The following is a 14,279-nucleotide window of genomic DNA, read 5'->3' on the forward strand; positions in this document are numbered from 1 at the left end:
ACGCGGGTCTCGGCGAGAGTGGGCCGGTGTCAGGCGCGCTCGTACGGGATCTTCTCGCCGGCCTCGATCGCGATCGGCAAGCGGTTCTCGGCCGGCGGTAGCGGGCAGGTGGCGTAGTCGGTGTAGGCGCAGGGCAGGTTCACGGCGCGGTTGAAGTCGAGCACCAGGCTGGCGTCGGAGGCGGGGGCGCCCAGTTTCAGGACACGGTTGTCGGCGTACGTGGTCACGCCGGACGTCAGGTCGGTGAACAGGACCGTCAGGCTGCCCGGGGAGCCGCCGGCGAACGCCGTCAGGCTGAGCGCCTGGCCGTCGAGTTCGAACTCGATCCGCCCGGGGGCGTGGTAGATGTGCTCCAGTCCTTCCACCGCGGCGCCGACGGTGGTCGGACGGGGGTGGTCGAAGGGGACGTAGTGGCCGGTGACCACCCAGCGCGGGTCCGGTGCGAACACGGGCGTGCCGGCGTACTTGACCCGGAGGGGGTGGTCCGGGTGCCGTGGCCGGACGATGTCGTTCCCGCCGCGCTTGGCCACCTCGATCACCGCGTCGCCCCAGACGGCGTTGATCCCGCCGCGCTCGGGAATGACGCCGAAGACGTACCGGTCGCGCACCACTCGCCCGTCCACGACCAGTTCCTCGCCCGCGTCGAGGGTCACCGCGACGCCCTCGACGCCGGTCGACCACTCTCCCGGAGCGCCGGGCACGCGCTGCGGCTCGGACGTCAGCCAGTACAGGCCGGTGACGGCCAGGAACCCGTGCTCATCGGCCCGTACGGCTTCGTGCCGCTGATGCCAGTCCTGCCAGTCCTGGACGAATGTCTCCGCCGCTGTGTCGTTAGCTGTCATGTCTGCTCCTCGGGACCGTTTCCTTCCAGCCAGTGAGGCGTCTTGGACATACGGCGACGACGACACCGGCGGTGATCAAGTCGGACCTGCCAATGTGAGTGCCACCGAACAAAACTCATATTTCCAAGCTAGGCACCCCGATGGGACAGGTCAATAATTCCTACCTGATTTACATGGATTTCACACCCGAGGTGTTGCCGACGTAGGAGCCGGCCTCAGCGGCTGGTGTGGACGTCGATCCAGTGCTCGATCAAGCGCCGCTGGTCGTCCCTTTCTTCCACGGGAAAAATGACTCCTTGAGACCCCGTTTTCCTCCAGCATATGCACGGGTTCGAAGGCGTTCCAGATTCACCGAACCCGGGTTCGTGCAATCGCCGTCGCGCCATTGACGTCCGTACCGGACAACCGAAAAATGACGCCCGTGACGTACGGACGGCAACGGCTGCGGAATCGTTGGGTTCGGGTCAAGATAGAGGTGGCGGTGTCATTGGCGCCGTTTCTTGTGGCGGGTGGCGGGGGCCCATCGACTCAGGAGAGTCCTTGGCTGCTTTTGTGAGCGTTTCCGGCGATGATGTCCCCGATCAACTCCGGGATCTCTATGCCTGGCTGTCGGACGAATCCGAGATCCGCGGCCGGGTCAGGCTGCGTGAGGCTCCGCCGAAGGAGAACAACCTCGGGACGGCCGTGGACGCGCTGCAGTTGCTGCTCGGCGCGGGAGGCGGCGCGGCGACGGCGGCGAGTGTGGTGGTCGCGTGGCTGAGCAACCGACGTGGTGAGGTCAGCGTGAAGCTGACTCGCGGGGACAAGTCGCTCGAGGTCACCGCCAAGGGTGTGAAAGCCATGAACGCCGACGGACTTCGCGAGCTTACGGATCGTATCGCCGAGGTGTTGAACGAGGACGAGGGCGGTCAGTGAGCGGGGCGGCGTCCCGACATCTCATGCTTGGGGCCCCGGGTGCCCCTGACCGGCCCAACTTCTTAGTGGACATACCTACCCAGCGTGGCGCTTGGCTGGATTATGACGCCGCAACAGGAGCGGACCTGTTGCATCATGGAGGCCGGACAACGCGATCTAGGAGGTGGACATGACCATCGATCGGTTCACCACCCCGCTGTACGGCATCGCCGAAGCGGCAGGCTACCTCGCGATTCCCGCCTCCACCTTCACCACGTGGGCCTTCGGCTACCAGCGCCGCCAGCGCGACGGCCGTACCGTACACGCCAAGCCGGTCATCACCGCCGCGAGGGCGGAGCGGCCACATGAAGCCTCCGTACCGTTCATCGGCCTGGCCGAGGGCTATGCCCTGGCTGCGTTCCGGCAGGCGGGCGTGCCGCTCCAGCGCATCCGGCCGTCGATCGACGCGCTTCAGCGGGAACTCGGTCTGGAACACGCCCTGGCCAGCCGCCGGCTCTTCACCGACGGCGCCGAAGTCCTCTACGACTACGCCGAGCACGCGGGTGATGAATCGGCCCGCGAACTGGTGGTCGTCCGCAACAACCAGCGCGTCTTCGCCGAGGTCGTGGAGAGCTACCTCCGCCGTGTGGACTTCGCCCCCGACGGATATGCCAAGGTGATCGCGCTCCCGCAATACCGTGTCGCCGAGATCACGGTGGATGCCGAGCATGGCTTCGGCCGTCCCCGGTTCGCGCGCGGCGGCGCCAAGCTCGAAGACGTGATCGACCTCTTCCAGGCCGGTGAACCGGTCGACGTCGTGGCGGAGGAGTACGGACTCACCCGAGAAGAGATCGAGGACGTCCTTCGTGTCGCCACCCGAGCAGCCGCGTAAGTTCTTCATCGACCGCAGCCTCGGCCGAGTCGCCGTCCCACGCCTGCTCCGTGAAGCCGGATGGGATCTGATCACGCTGGCCGAGCACTACGGCATCCCCCACGACGAGACCGTTGAAGACATCCGCTGGATCGAGGACAGCGCCAAACTCGGCTGGGCCGTCCTGATGAAGGACAAGCGCATCCGCTATCGGCAGGCGGAAATCGACGCCGTCATCGAGCACCAAGCCCGCTGCTTCGTCATCACTCGTGGGGATCTGACGTCGGCCGCCTACGCCGAGAGGTTCGTCACCAATCAGGTGAGCATCTTCGCCATCGCCGACACGTCTGGCCCCTTCATCTACGCCGTCCATGCTGACCGGCTGGAACGCCTGTATCCCCCACGTCTCTGACACGAAGGGCCGGGAGGGGGTGCCCTCCCGGCCCGTACGGGTTAGGGGGTTGTGCAGGTGATTGAGGTGGGGACGGAGTTGGTGTTGTTGTTCCAGCTGCCGAGGAAGCCGAACGTGATGGTGGTGTTCGGGGGTACGGAGGCGTTGTAGTTGACGTTTCGTACGGTGATGTTGGAGCCGGACGCGGTCGCGGTGCCGCTCCAGATCTGGGTGATCGTCTGGCCGTTGGCGAAGGTCCAGCGGACGGTCCAGCCGTTGAGGCGGGTGGTGCCGGCGCGTACCGTCACCTCACCTTGGAAGCCACTCGGCCATTGGGATATGACGCGGTATGTGGCGGTGCAGGGTCCGCCCGTCGGGGTGGGGCTAGGGCTGGGGGATGGACTCGGGCTTGGCGATGGACTCGGCGAAGGGCTTGGCGATGGACTCGGGGACGGACTGGGCGATGGGCTTGGTGAAGGGCTGGGCGACGGGCTGGGGGATGGGGATGGGCTGGGGGATGGGGATGGGCTGGGGTTGCCGGGGAGTCTGAAGGAGTAGAAGCGGGTGCTGGCGGTGCCGCCGCGGGAGTAGCCGTTGCCCCAGTAGAGCTTGCCTCCGACGATGGCCGTTCCGGCGTTGGACGAGCCCGCGCCCTGGAACTGCCACAGGACTTGGCCGTTGTTGGCGTTCAGGGCGTACATGTAGTTGTTCATGGAGCCCACGTAGACGACGCCGTTGGCGTACGTGACAGGCCCGATGGAACGCGCGCCGCGGGGTTCGGGGACCTGCCAGAGGAGCTGGCCGGTGGCCGCGTCCAGGGCGCCGAACGAGCTGTAGTTGATCGTCTGGCCGCTGGGCAGCTGGTGGGCGAGGTTGCCCGCGTTGCTGGAGGTGAAGAACACGCGGCGGCCGTCGGTGGCGGTGCCCCACTGGATGCCGCCCTGCGTCGAGCCGGGGCCGACCGAGGCGCTCCAGATGATCGCGCCGGTGGCCGCGTCGAGCATCCAGAACTCGCCGCTCTTCTGGCCGGCGCCGACCGCGCGGCGGGTCGTGCCGTTCGGTCCGGGCAGGTCGTAGAGGTGGGTGCCGTCGCCGGTGTCGTGGTCCGGGCCGGGGGTCGGGCAGTTGTTGGGCGGGAATCCGGGCAGACAGGCGAAGTTCCACTCGTCGAAGCGGGCCGGGCCGGTGTTCCACTTGATCGCGCCCGTGGTGAGGTCCATCGCGATGATGGCGTCCTTGGCGTTCCAGGACGGCAGGCATTGCTGGGGTGTGCCGCCGTTCGTCTGGCATTGCCGGGCGCTCTCCGGGATGGAGTAGTTCTGTCCCGTACCGATGAAGATGGTGTTGCTGGCGGGGTCGATGCTCGGGGTGCTGCCCCAGACGGACGCGCCGCTGAAGATGTCGCCGCCCGGACCCTGGTCCGGCAGGGTGTACGACTTCCAGCGCTGGGCCCCGGTGGCCGCGTCGATCGCCACCAGACTGCCGCGGAACGTGCAGCAGTCGTAGGAGGCGTTGGAGGCCAGGGAGAACTCGTCGGAGGAGACGCCCTGGTAGAGGACGCCGTTGTAGTAGACGGCCGCGCCGGTGAGCACGGCGCGCGGGTGCGGGTCGGCGGCGACGTTCCAGCGCAGGTTGCCGTTGGCGGTGTCGATCGCGAGGACCCGGGCGCCGGTCTGGGTGCCGATGTAGACGCTGTTTCCGACCACGACCGGGCTGGTGCGGGAAACCACGGTTCCGGTCGCTCCCACGTACGAGGCGACGGAACGGGACCAGATCACGGCGCCGGTGTTCGCGTCGACTTTGTGGAAGAAGCCGCCCCAGTCGGGGAAGTAGACGGCGCCGTCCACCACGGCGGGGGTCGCGGAGACGTCGCCGCGGGTGGTGTACGTCCAGTTGAGTTCCAGGCCGCCCACCGTGGACGGGCTGAGCAGGGTCTCAGTCGGATTGGATCGGGTGTTGCTGATGTTCTGCCCGCCCATGGACCATTGGGGGTCGTCCGCGGCGCCGGCGGGTGCCGTTATGACCACCGCGAAGGTGGCCGCCGCGCACACCGCGGCCGCCGCGGACGCTGCCACCACTCGTCCGATACCAGATTTCACACCGCCTCCTGAACCGATACAGCTGACAAATAGGAAATATAGCTGCCGATTCATTGGGCTTTTTGAAAGTTTCAACAAACAACAACGCGAATAATCGCGGTTGAGATTTTGAAACTTTCACCTACCCTGCAACGCGTGAAATCAAAGTGGACTTGCAGGATCATTCATTAATGAAAGCCGCGGAAACAAGGAATTCACAGCGGGGTCAGGAACATGCCCACCAGATGGGTGGGCGCCGTGGTGCTGGGCCGGAGGCGGGAGACGATGCGCAGAAGCTCGGCCTGGAGTTCTTTGGCCTGGGCGGCGTCGAGAGCGACCGGAACCCAGTTGAAAACAACCGCGGGCGCTTTCTCGTCGAGCAGGGCGGCCGGACTCCACTCGGCGTCGGCGGGCGTCATGTCGAGATGAATCGCGCCGGACGGGCCGCGATAACACCGGACCACCCAGTCGAGCATGCCGCTGCCCGTGGCCAGCCGCGACAACGCCGTCAGGAACACATTCCTGGTCCCCGCGTCGATCAGGTCGAACAGGTGGAGCACATCCGCCTCCGGCAGGACGCGCAGCGGCGCCCGGAACTCCCGCGGCGCGCGGTAGAGCGTGATCGGCCGGCCCTTGCGCGCGATCCGCCCGGTCGCACCGAGCAACCCACGCCCGCTCAACGCCTTGACCCGGTACGACATCTGCTCGGTCGTCACCCCGATCTCCCTGGCCGCCTCCGCGGTGCTCCGCTCACGGCCGATGAAGGGCTCCAGGTAGCGGCGCTCGTCCGGCCGCAGCAGCAGCCGCGCCGCGGCCGAGTCGGTCACCGTCATCACGGCGTCTTCGGCGGCGAAGCTACTCGAATCCGACCCTGTCATGTCGAGGAGGTTATTCCGGAAGCTGTCGCCATGACAGCGAAGATCGCCGAACGGCACCCCGAGACCCTGACCTGGGCGCGCGTGCTCACCGCCCACCTGCTCCCTGGCATCGCCCTGACCGGGTTCTGGCTCGCCTGCACCCCCCTCCTGATCGCGGCCGGCCTGCCCCCGCTGTGGGGACTGCTCGCGGGCGTGATCATCGTGCTTCTCCCGGTGACACTGCTGACGATGCGGAAGGCGCGCAACCAACTCGACCCCGGCCGTTCCCTCGTCGCATTCGCGGGGATCCGACGGCTTCGGGGCCGAGATCTGCTGAGGGTCGGCGTCCCCGCGCTCCTCACCTCGCTGGTGGCCTCGGGTGCCGTGATCGCGCTGGAGGTCCCGATTCGTACGGGCCTATTCGGATGGTTGCCCGCGTGGTGGACGACCGGTCCACAGACTGTGGACACGGTCACGCTCGTGCTCTGGTTCGTCTCGGCCGTGGTCGTCGGGCCGGTGCTGGAGGAGGCGTACTTCCGCGGGTACCTTCAGCCGCGCATCCCGGGAGGTCCGCTGCGGCGCTGCCTCATCGGCTCGGTGCTGTTCACCGTCTACCACCTCTGGCAGCCGTACGCGTGGATCACCATCCTGGCCACGACCGTTCCGATCGCACTGTCCCAAGGCACCCGCAGCGGCACCACAATCCCGATCGTGGTCCACGTCCTGTCCAACCTCGTGGTCTTCATCCTCCTGATCGCGGGTACGGTCACCCGCTGAAGGTCAGCCCTGAATGGTCGGCCGGACGACGACCTCGTTGACGTCCACCCCGTTAGGCCGGCCGATCGCGTACGCGATGACGTCGGCCACCGCGGATTCCACCCCGCGGTCCCCTCCCCCGGGCAGCCCCACCTCCGCCGGCTCCAGGCGGACGAAACTGGCATACCGCCGAGCTTACTCACGCCTGACCTGCGAAAATCACTCCTCCGGAACTCCGTGACAGCGTTTGTACTTCTTCCCGGAACCGCAGGGGCATGGGGCGTTGCGCTCCAGGTCTCCGTGCGCGTCACGTAGGGCACGCTGCTCCGACGTCAAGGGAGGCCGGTCATCCTTGGCATCGCTCTCGCCCGGCCCGAGATACTTCGGCCGCGGCACGTACGGACGAACCTCGGCGACCTGCGGCTCCTCCAGTACGGCCGCATCGGCCTCCACATCGACTTCGAGATTGAACAGGTAACCGACCGCTTCCTCCTGGATGGCGAGCTTCATCTCGTCGAAGATCTCGGCGGCCTCGCGCTCGTACTCCGTGATGGGATTGCCGCCCCGCAGGCGGACGAGTTGCGTGGCCTCGCGGAGATCCCTGAGCGCGGCGAGGTGCTCTCGCCATTTCACGTCGACAAGGCTGAGGACGACCCGCCGTTTGAGTTCGAACCACACCTCAGGGCCCAGTTCCTCGGCGCGGCGGTGCCAGGCCTGCTCGGCCGCCAGGAAGCTCGCGGTGAGGGACAGCTCAGTGCCGGCGCCACCGGGAGCACCGCTCTCCAGAGCGGCCTGCTCGGAGTAGCGGGGGCCGCAGAGTTCGGCCATGGCGGCGGTGTACTCCTCGACGTCGGCGACGCCGTTGGCCGTGAATCGATGGTGGTAGGCGCGGACGGTCGCGAGCAGCCATCCGTCGACGACCTCGCCGAACCCGTCCCCGCGCAGGAACTGCTGCCGGAAGGCCGCGATCTCCTCCTGCTGCCTCGCCTGCACCTCGTCGTACGCGAACTGCTGCTTGCGCAGATCGAACAGGTACGCGCCGAGAAGCTCCTGCCGCATGGCGATGGCCTTGGTGAGCAGCGTGCTGCTGAGCGGGACGTCGCCCTGGAACGACGGCGTCCAGACGCCCGTGAACAACTTGTCGGTGAGACTGACCAGGAAGCAGGTCTCCCCGGGTTCGCCGTTGCGGCCGGTCAGGGCGCGGAGCCGGTCGTCCTCCCAGCGGTACAGGCTCCGCGCGGAGCCGATCACGATCAGCCCGCCGAGGGCCGCGGCATCCGGGCCCACGGGGGCGATGGCGTGTTCGGCCCGAGCCGCCTGGGTGGCCACGGTGACGGCGCCGGGAGCGCTCGCCGCCGCCAGGATCTCGGCTTCCCCGCGCCGGTCGGAGCCCAGGATCTCGTGCGTCACTCCCGCGGCGGTGAGCAGGCCGCTGACCACGGCCGCCCGGTCGTCGTCGGCGACGTCGACCAGCACCGGCTGACCCCGCGCATGCTTGTCGGACACCAGCTCGACCAGCGCGGCCAGCCGCAGCTCGTCGGTCCGGTAGCACACGTCGTCGTGGTCGATCCGGGTCTTGGGCGTCGCGGCCGGGACGGCGACCGTACGCCGGTGGTAGAGCCAGTCGAACTCCGCGGCGTTGAGCGCCGAGCCGAGCCCGGCCAGCCGCTGGTACTTGCCGAGGAAGGCCCGTCGGTCGGTGGCCGCCAGGATGATGCTGCCCGCGGTGATGGCGAGTCCCTCTTTCGCCTCCAGGGCCTGGCGGATACCGGAGGGGAAGCCGGAGTTGAACATCTCGCCATTGGGTTCGCGGAACGGGACCACGGTTCCGTTCTCGATGTCGTAGTGCTTTTTCCGCTCGTACAGGGCGGCGGCGTTCAGCGCGAGGTCGAGGTGGTGGACCAGCGGGGAGTTGACGCCGTCGTAGAGGTTGTCGATCCCGAACCAGTCCTCGATCTTGGCGATGCCCGCCTCGGTGGCGTCCACCTGCCAGCCGGGCCGGTCGACCGTGTAGTCCTCGGCCTCGGTGAGGCGCGAGACGATCTTCGCGAACTCCCGGTACCACTTGGAGATCGGCTGCCCGTCGGGTGCGCTGATCATTATCGCCTGGTCGGCGTACTCGATCATGTCGATGTCGGCGTCCTCGACGATGGCGGCGGACAGGCCGCGCCCCTGCACCAGCTCGTCGACCGTCCAGGCCATGCTGTCGCGCAGGTAGTCGAAGCCGAAGTCGGCCAGCCGGCCGAAGACCACGCTCGCCTGGTAGGCGGTGGTCCGTTCGTCCCCGTGTACGGGGTCCTTGAGCAGCCCGTAGTCGATCCCGAGGAACTGGAGCACCCGGCCGACGCTGTCGGCGCCCCGCTCGGCCGCCTCCTGCGTCAGGTACATCAGGTGCACGGACTGGCCGTCCAGCGCGCCGAGGAAGGCGGCGGCGCCAGCCGCGAGCGTGCTCCCGCCCGGCGCGGGCTCGCTCATGAAACCCCGGTGCAGTACGGCGGCCGCGCTGAGCTGCCCGTCGTCGCAGGAGATCCCGAGCAGCCGCTGCGCCGCCTCGTTGAAGATCGCGAGCGCCTCGGGGATGTCGTCGGCCCCGGAGCTGTAACGGAGCACCCTGATGCGCTGCCGCAGCGCCGTGTCGGACAGCTGGGCGACCGCCTCGGCCAGCTGCCCGACCCTGACCGCGACCTCCTTGGACTCCCGCAGCGTACGGCTCCGCCGCGCGGGCCTGGCCCGTACGGCCGGCAGCGCGCCCCGTTCGGCGAGGGTGAAGTAGCGCGCGGCGGCGGCATGGTCGCCGAGCCGTTCGGCGAGCCGGCCCGCGGTCCGTGCGGCCTCCTCGTGCCCCTGTTCGGCCGCCTGCCCTAGCCAGCGCAGGGCCTCCCGCCCGTCGGTCTCCTCCAGCGCGGCGCCGAGCGCGTACGCGCCCTCCGGGTGGCCGGCCTGCGCCGAGAGACGGTAGTAGCCGAGCGCGACCTCTCCTTCGGTGAGCCGTCCGGCGGCCAGCGCCGCCGCGCCATGACCCGCCTCGGCGGCCTGGCCGAGCCAGCGCAGCGCCTCGTCCGCACCGCGTTCCCGCAGCAGGACCCCGAGCGCGTACGCCCCCTCGGTGCTGCCGGCCTCCGCCGACATGCGGTAGAAGCGTTCCGCCGTGGTCGCGTCCCCACGGGCGGCGGCCAGCCGTCCGGCCGCGTGCGCCGACTCGCCGTGGCCGTTCTCCGCCGCCCTGGTGTAGAAGGTCTCCGCCTCGGCGACACGGTCGAGTTTCTCCAGCATGAGGGCGTAGTTGTAGGCCGCGTGCATGCGGTTGACCACGTGCACGGGCTCGTTCAGTACGGCGATCTCGAAGGCCTGCACGGCGATGTCGATCCGGCCCTGGATGTAGGCGGCCATTCCGATCCGCAGCGCCTCGTCGCCGTCCTGGACCTCCTCCAGCGCCGAGGTCCACACGCTGTCCTGGACGGTCGTGCCGATGCGCTCCTCGGCGTGGTCGATGACGTAGTCGAAGACGGCGTAGCCGTCGGAGGTGTTGCTGAGCAGCGAACTGGCGGCGTAGACGGGCTCGCGCGCCCAGGCGAGCGCCTTGCCGAGCTCCTGCCGGTCGGGGACGGGGATGCCGAGCGCGCCGGCGTAGTGGGCGACGAGCGGGTCGAGCAGGTGCGGCGGGATCGGCCGTCCCATGCCGGCCCGCGACCAGTCCACCGCGACCATCACGACGACCGCGCCGACCGGCTGCCAGACGAGACCCTCCTCCAGCCTGCGCATCAGGTCCGGTCCGGCGGCGAGATACTCGGCCAGGCCGTGCTCGTCCAGGGCGGCGAGCAGGTGCGGATCGTCGTAGACCGCGGCCGTACGGTCCCGTTCGGCCTCCGAGAACATGACGTCCAGCGGGACGAGCAGGGCCTGGTCGAGCACCCGGACGTACGGCGAGTCCAGGCCGTCCTTCGGCAGGTATCCGGCGAAGACGTCGGCCCGGATGGTGGCGAGGATGGTCACCTCCGCGGGGGCGTCGGGACCGTCCAGCCGGCCGAGCAGGCGTTCCAGGCCGTCGTGGTCGAGGAAACGCTGGAGTTCGTCGAGCCAGACCACGCTGTGCGCGAAGTCCACACCGGAGTCCAGGAGGGCGGCTATCGCCTCCCCCGACCTTGGGTAGATCAGCTTGCGGGAGCGGAAGTGACGGCGGATGGCCTCGGCCGCCATCCGGGTCTTGCCGGCCTTGGAGTCGCCGATGATGACGACGAACGGTCTCTCCTGGATCGCCCTGTCGAGGACTTCGTCCTGGTCGCGTGACACGTAGGGGCCGAATCCCGCGCCTTTGCGGCCACGTGAGCGGGTGACGCCCAGATCGGCGAGACTATGCACGGAACCGACGGTCGGAATGCCCTGACGCAGGGCCGACACGCGCAGGTGCTTGCCAAACAGGTTCTGCTTTTCCTTGGCGCGCTGCCGGCGCACCAGAAAAGTGATGACGACGATGAGAATGAACACGGCGAGGATCGACCAGAAAGCAGTCAACGGGCACTCCTCGGGACGCGATGATACCCCCTGAAGCACGATCCTCTCAGGTTGCGCGGCTTATGACTAAGCCGTAGGAAAATCTGGCGGCCAGGTTAGATCTCACGTACCAGCAAGATCGATTCTGCTGGGCTTTTCTGGCCGTGTTTCCGCTGTTCGAGCCAGGACAGATAGGCGACGGCGGTCCGGAGAATTGATTGCCTGCCGACCGCGTCGGTAAGGCAGTTCACGATGACCCTGGCCTCCGTCACATGTGCCGGAGTCGGGTCGATGCGCCCGAGAACGAGCGGGACGATGAATTCCCGCAGCGAATTCAGCAATGTGGTGAGCCACGGACGGGACTCGTCTCCGGCGAGCCGGTGAATCTCCAGGAGCTGGTCTTTCAACTGGTCAGGACTCGGCGGGAGCTGAGCCGGGTGACCGGCGTCGCCGAATTCGCGGAGCAGGTATTCCGGGCGCCCCCGGGCTTTGGAGAAGGAGCGGGTGAGCACGTCTCCGAGTTGGTTGTAGCGCAGGTTTCCGTCCAGTCCGAGCCGGACGGGCAGTCCGCTTTCATGCGCGTGGAACTCCTCGAAGGCGGTGTCGAGGGCCTTTTCGATGTCCACGATCAGATCGAGGGCGTCGGTCCGCCGCCGGAAGCTCGCGCCCTGATGATTGGGGAGGATTTCCGCCACGACGCCGCCGGCGAGCAGGCACTGTCCCAGCCAGGGGTTCGCGGACACGGAACGAGTTCTGGTCGCGAATTCCTGGAAAGCCTTGTTCATCTCCTGGCACCAGGAGAGGACGTCGCCGGGGTTGAACGGCTTGGCCGCGGCGAGTGATTCGCCGAGGCGCTGCTGGTAATTGCGGGCCAGGAGCAGCAGCAGGATCCGGTAGATCAAGAGCATGGTCTCCGGGTCGTCGCGGCCCGGGTTCTCCATCAGGGGTGCGCGCGTGCCGGCGGGAGTCCAGAGCAGGGGATGTTCTCCGGCGCTTTCGGCCGGCCGTACCCAGATCTCCGAGACGGCTCCGTTGAAGGCCACCCGTACCACGGAGGGGTCGATCTCCTCCGGTCGTGGCAGGCGGAACGCCGAACCCGGGCCGAGCGCGTTCGCCCACGCCACGAAGCGTTCCGCGGACCAGCCGCGTACGCCGAGAACGGGGCTTTCCAGGTCGGGGGCAGGCGTGCCGTGCGCGTCCTCGTCAGGCTCGGTGCGCAGGAACATCTGGTAGAGCGCGTTGCTGATCGGGATGACGGACAGCCCGCCCCGCTCCTCGGTCGGCCCGAAGATCCGTACGGCGCGCAGGATCGCCGCGAGCGCCACCCGCCGGTCGAGTTCGGGGTCGCCGCTGCCCGATTCGAGCAGTTCGTACAGGTGCCGCCGCAGATCTGGGTCGAGCGGCCCGCCCAGTTCGACGCAGTCGAAGGCGAGGGTCAGCGCGTTGACCTCGCCGGCCATCAGGCAGGCCCGGACGATGTCGTCGGCGTCGGCGCCCGCCGCGTAGAGCACGGTCACCTCGTGCCACCAGGGATCGGTCACGTGGTTCACGAGCTGGGCGCCCAGCCGCTCCTCCTGGATGTACGCCGCGGCCAGGTACTCCTGGAAGGTCAGATGCGCGAAGCCGACCTTGCGCACGTCCTGCTCGATCAGCAGCCCGCCGGACACCACGTCCTGGAGGAAGGCCTCGGCGGTCACCTCTCCGGGGAACCGGGTCAGGCTCGGCGCGATGACCGCGAGGATCTCCGCCTCGCTCAGCGCGGTGACCTTGCGCCGCATCATCTCGTAGGCCACCTCGCGCATCGGGGCCTCGGCATGGGCTCCGCGCAGGATGCCGGGCAGCTGCTTGGCCTCCCGCCGCCGCCAGAGCATCACCTGGCAGATGTCGCGGTAGAGCGCGGCGCGGGTGCCCGGCAGCGCCCCGAGGAACCGGTGCACACTCGCGACCATGGTCAGCAGGAGCGGGTTCACCGACAGCGCCTGGAGCTCCGGGTTGTCCTCCAGCTTGCGGAGCAGTCCGTCCGCGCCCCGGGCGGCGAGGCGCTCCACGTCCTCGCCCTCGGTGCCGGTGCTGAGCCGTTCGATGGCCTGGTACCAGCCGTGCACGAAGACGCTGACCTGATCGGCGCTGAAGGGCTGGACCTCCAGGACTGTCGCGCCCTGGATGCGGGCGGGGCCCTGGTAGCCGCGCGGCCGGGAGGTGATCACGAAGTCGTTCTCCGGGTATCGGGCGATCTGCCGCTCCACCCAGCTCGCGACCTGCTGCCGGTCGCGCTCGTCGGCCACCTCGTCCAGGCCGTCCAGGAGTACGACGCAGTCGCCCGCTTCCAGGCGCTCCTCGAACCAGCTCGCCGGCTCCTTGGCCGCGAGGCCCTCCAGCGTCCCGCGTACGACCGAGGGAAGCTCCTGGTCGGGGGCGGTCATCTCCGGCACGTGGTCACGGAGGTAGAGCAGGATCGGGACCGGGCGCCCCCAGCGTTTGCGCCCGGTCGCCGCCGCCACCCGCCGGGCGGTGTGCCGCAGCAGGGTGGTCTTGCCGCTGCCGGGCGCGCCGGTCACCGCGATGATCGCGGGCTCCTTCCTCCCGATGAAGGAGGAGATCGACCGGCGTTCGGATCCATCCGCCTGGCGTGCCAGCGGATGCGCGGACACCTGGTGCGGCGGGCGTCGTTCCAGTCCGACGTCGACGAAGACCTTGTCCAGTTCTGGGGTGTTGTCGCCGACCGTCGGCAAGCCCTTCTGGTCCACGAACCGCAGGACGCTCAGCACGTACTTGGCGTAGCTTCGCGCGAACCGCGCGCCTCGTACGGTCTTGGCGCGGTGCCGTTCCGGCCCGGTCTCGGCCGGACGCTCCTCCAGCAGGCGCAGCACCTGATCGAGAGCCCAGGTGAGGAGGACGAGTCCGGCCGCCAGGGCCAGCCACCGCCAGTTCCACTCACCGCCGTCGAGCACCTGGTTGACTGCGACGCCGATCGGTACGGCCAGCAGTGCCAGGGCGCCGCCGGCGATTCTGACCCCGCGCCTACGATTCACATTCCGATGAGAACCGATCGAAACAACGCGTGCCATACCCGAGTCCTGATCGTTGCAATATCCCGAG

General features: G+C 68.4%; 9 protein-coding genes. 4 read left to right on the top strand and 5 right to left on the bottom strand.

From position 1 onward, the window contains the following. Positions 1–29: 29 nt before the first annotated feature. Positions 30–842 (bottom strand): DUF1684 domain-containing protein, encoded by an 813-nt coding sequence (locus Aph01nite_RS26970; RefSeq protein ID WP_204043799.1) that lies wholly within the window; start codon positions 840–842, stop codon positions 30–32. Between the two features lie 540 nt (positions 843–1,382). On the opposite strand from Aph01nite_RS26970, the gene Aph01nite_RS26975 reads away from it, so the two are divergent. The 3 genes from Aph01nite_RS26975 (at position 1,383) to Aph01nite_RS26985 (ending at position 3,019) form a co-directional block, all read left to right on the top strand. After that, complete coding sequence (locus Aph01nite_RS26975) at positions 1,383–1,757, top strand: effector-associated constant component EACC1 (RefSeq protein WP_204043800.1); 375 nt, start codon at positions 1,383–1,385, stop codon at positions 1,755–1,757. A 169-nt stretch (positions 1,758–1,926) separates the two neighbouring features. Next, positions 1,927–2,628 carry a DUF433 domain-containing protein gene (locus Aph01nite_RS26980; protein WP_204043801.1) on the top strand — a complete coding sequence of 234 codons (702 nt, stop codon included), beginning with the start codon at positions 1,927–1,929 and terminating at the stop codon, positions 2,626–2,628. Next, entirely contained in the window at positions 2,603–3,019 is a 417-nt protein-coding gene (locus Aph01nite_RS26985) for a PIN-like domain-containing protein (protein ID WP_204043802.1), read from the top strand. The genes Aph01nite_RS26980 and Aph01nite_RS26985 overlap by 26 nt, the downstream gene beginning before the upstream one ends. A 41-nt stretch (positions 3,020–3,060) precedes the next feature. Here Aph01nite_RS26985 and Aph01nite_RS26990 read toward each other — a convergent pair whose 3' ends face one another. Together Aph01nite_RS26990 and Aph01nite_RS26995 are read right to left on the bottom strand one after the other, a co-directional pair. After that, positions 3,061–5,097 (bottom strand): outer membrane protein assembly factor BamB family protein, encoded by a 2,037-nt coding sequence (locus Aph01nite_RS26990; protein WP_204043803.1) that lies wholly within the window; start codon positions 5,095–5,097, stop codon positions 3,061–3,063. A gap of 194 nt (positions 5,098–5,291) precedes the next feature. Then, positions 5,292–5,954, bottom strand: coding sequence for a hypothetical protein (locus Aph01nite_RS26995; protein WP_204043804.1), 663 nt, complete (start codon positions 5,952–5,954; stop codon positions 5,292–5,294). Positions 5,955–5,984: 30 nt separating this feature from the next. Between Aph01nite_RS26995 and Aph01nite_RS27000 the strand changes: the two genes are divergently transcribed. Next, the gene (locus tag Aph01nite_RS27000; protein ID WP_204043805.1) at positions 5,985–6,710 is read left to right on the top strand and encodes a CPBP family intramembrane glutamic endopeptidase; all 726 of its coding nucleotides are present in this window, start codon (positions 5,985–5,987) and stop codon (positions 6,708–6,710) included. A 198-nt stretch (positions 6,711–6,908) separates the two neighbouring features. On the opposite strand, the gene Aph01nite_RS27005 is transcribed toward Aph01nite_RS27000, so the two are convergent. Together Aph01nite_RS27005 and Aph01nite_RS27010 are read right to left on the bottom strand one after the other, a co-directional pair. Beyond that, positions 6,909–11,201 (bottom strand): preprotein translocase subunit SecA, encoded by a 4,293-nt coding sequence (locus tag Aph01nite_RS27005; RefSeq protein WP_204043806.1) that lies wholly within the window; start codon positions 11,199–11,201, stop codon positions 6,909–6,911. Positions 11,202–11,296: 95 nt separating this feature from the next. After that, positions 11,297–14,212 (bottom strand): NACHT domain-containing protein, encoded by a 2,916-nt coding sequence (locus Aph01nite_RS27010; protein ID WP_204043807.1) that lies wholly within the window; start codon positions 14,210–14,212, stop codon positions 11,297–11,299. Positions 14,213–14,279: the final 67 nt, after the last annotated feature.

It is taken from the genome of Acrocarpospora phusangensis (assembly GCF_016862995.1).
GTDB lineage: Bacteria > Actinomycetota > Actinomycetes > Streptosporangiales > Streptosporangiaceae > Acrocarpospora > Acrocarpospora phusangensis.

Coding starts and splice junctions, on each gene's coding strand:
- Aph01nite_RS26970 (WP_204043799.1), bottom strand. CDS start 842: ATGACAGCTAACGACACAGCGGCGGAGACATTCGTCCAGGACTGGCAG.
- Aph01nite_RS26980 (WP_204043801.1), top strand. CDS start 1,927: ATGACCATCGATCGGTTCACCACCCCGCTGTACGGCATCGCCGAAGCG.
- Aph01nite_RS26995 (WP_204043804.1), bottom strand. CDS start 5,954: ATGACAGGGTCGGATTCGAGTAGCTTCGCCGCCGAAGACGCCGTGATG.
- Aph01nite_RS27000 (WP_204043805.1), top strand. CDS start 5,985: ATGACAGCGAAGATCGCCGAACGGCACCCCGAGACCCTGACCTGGGCG.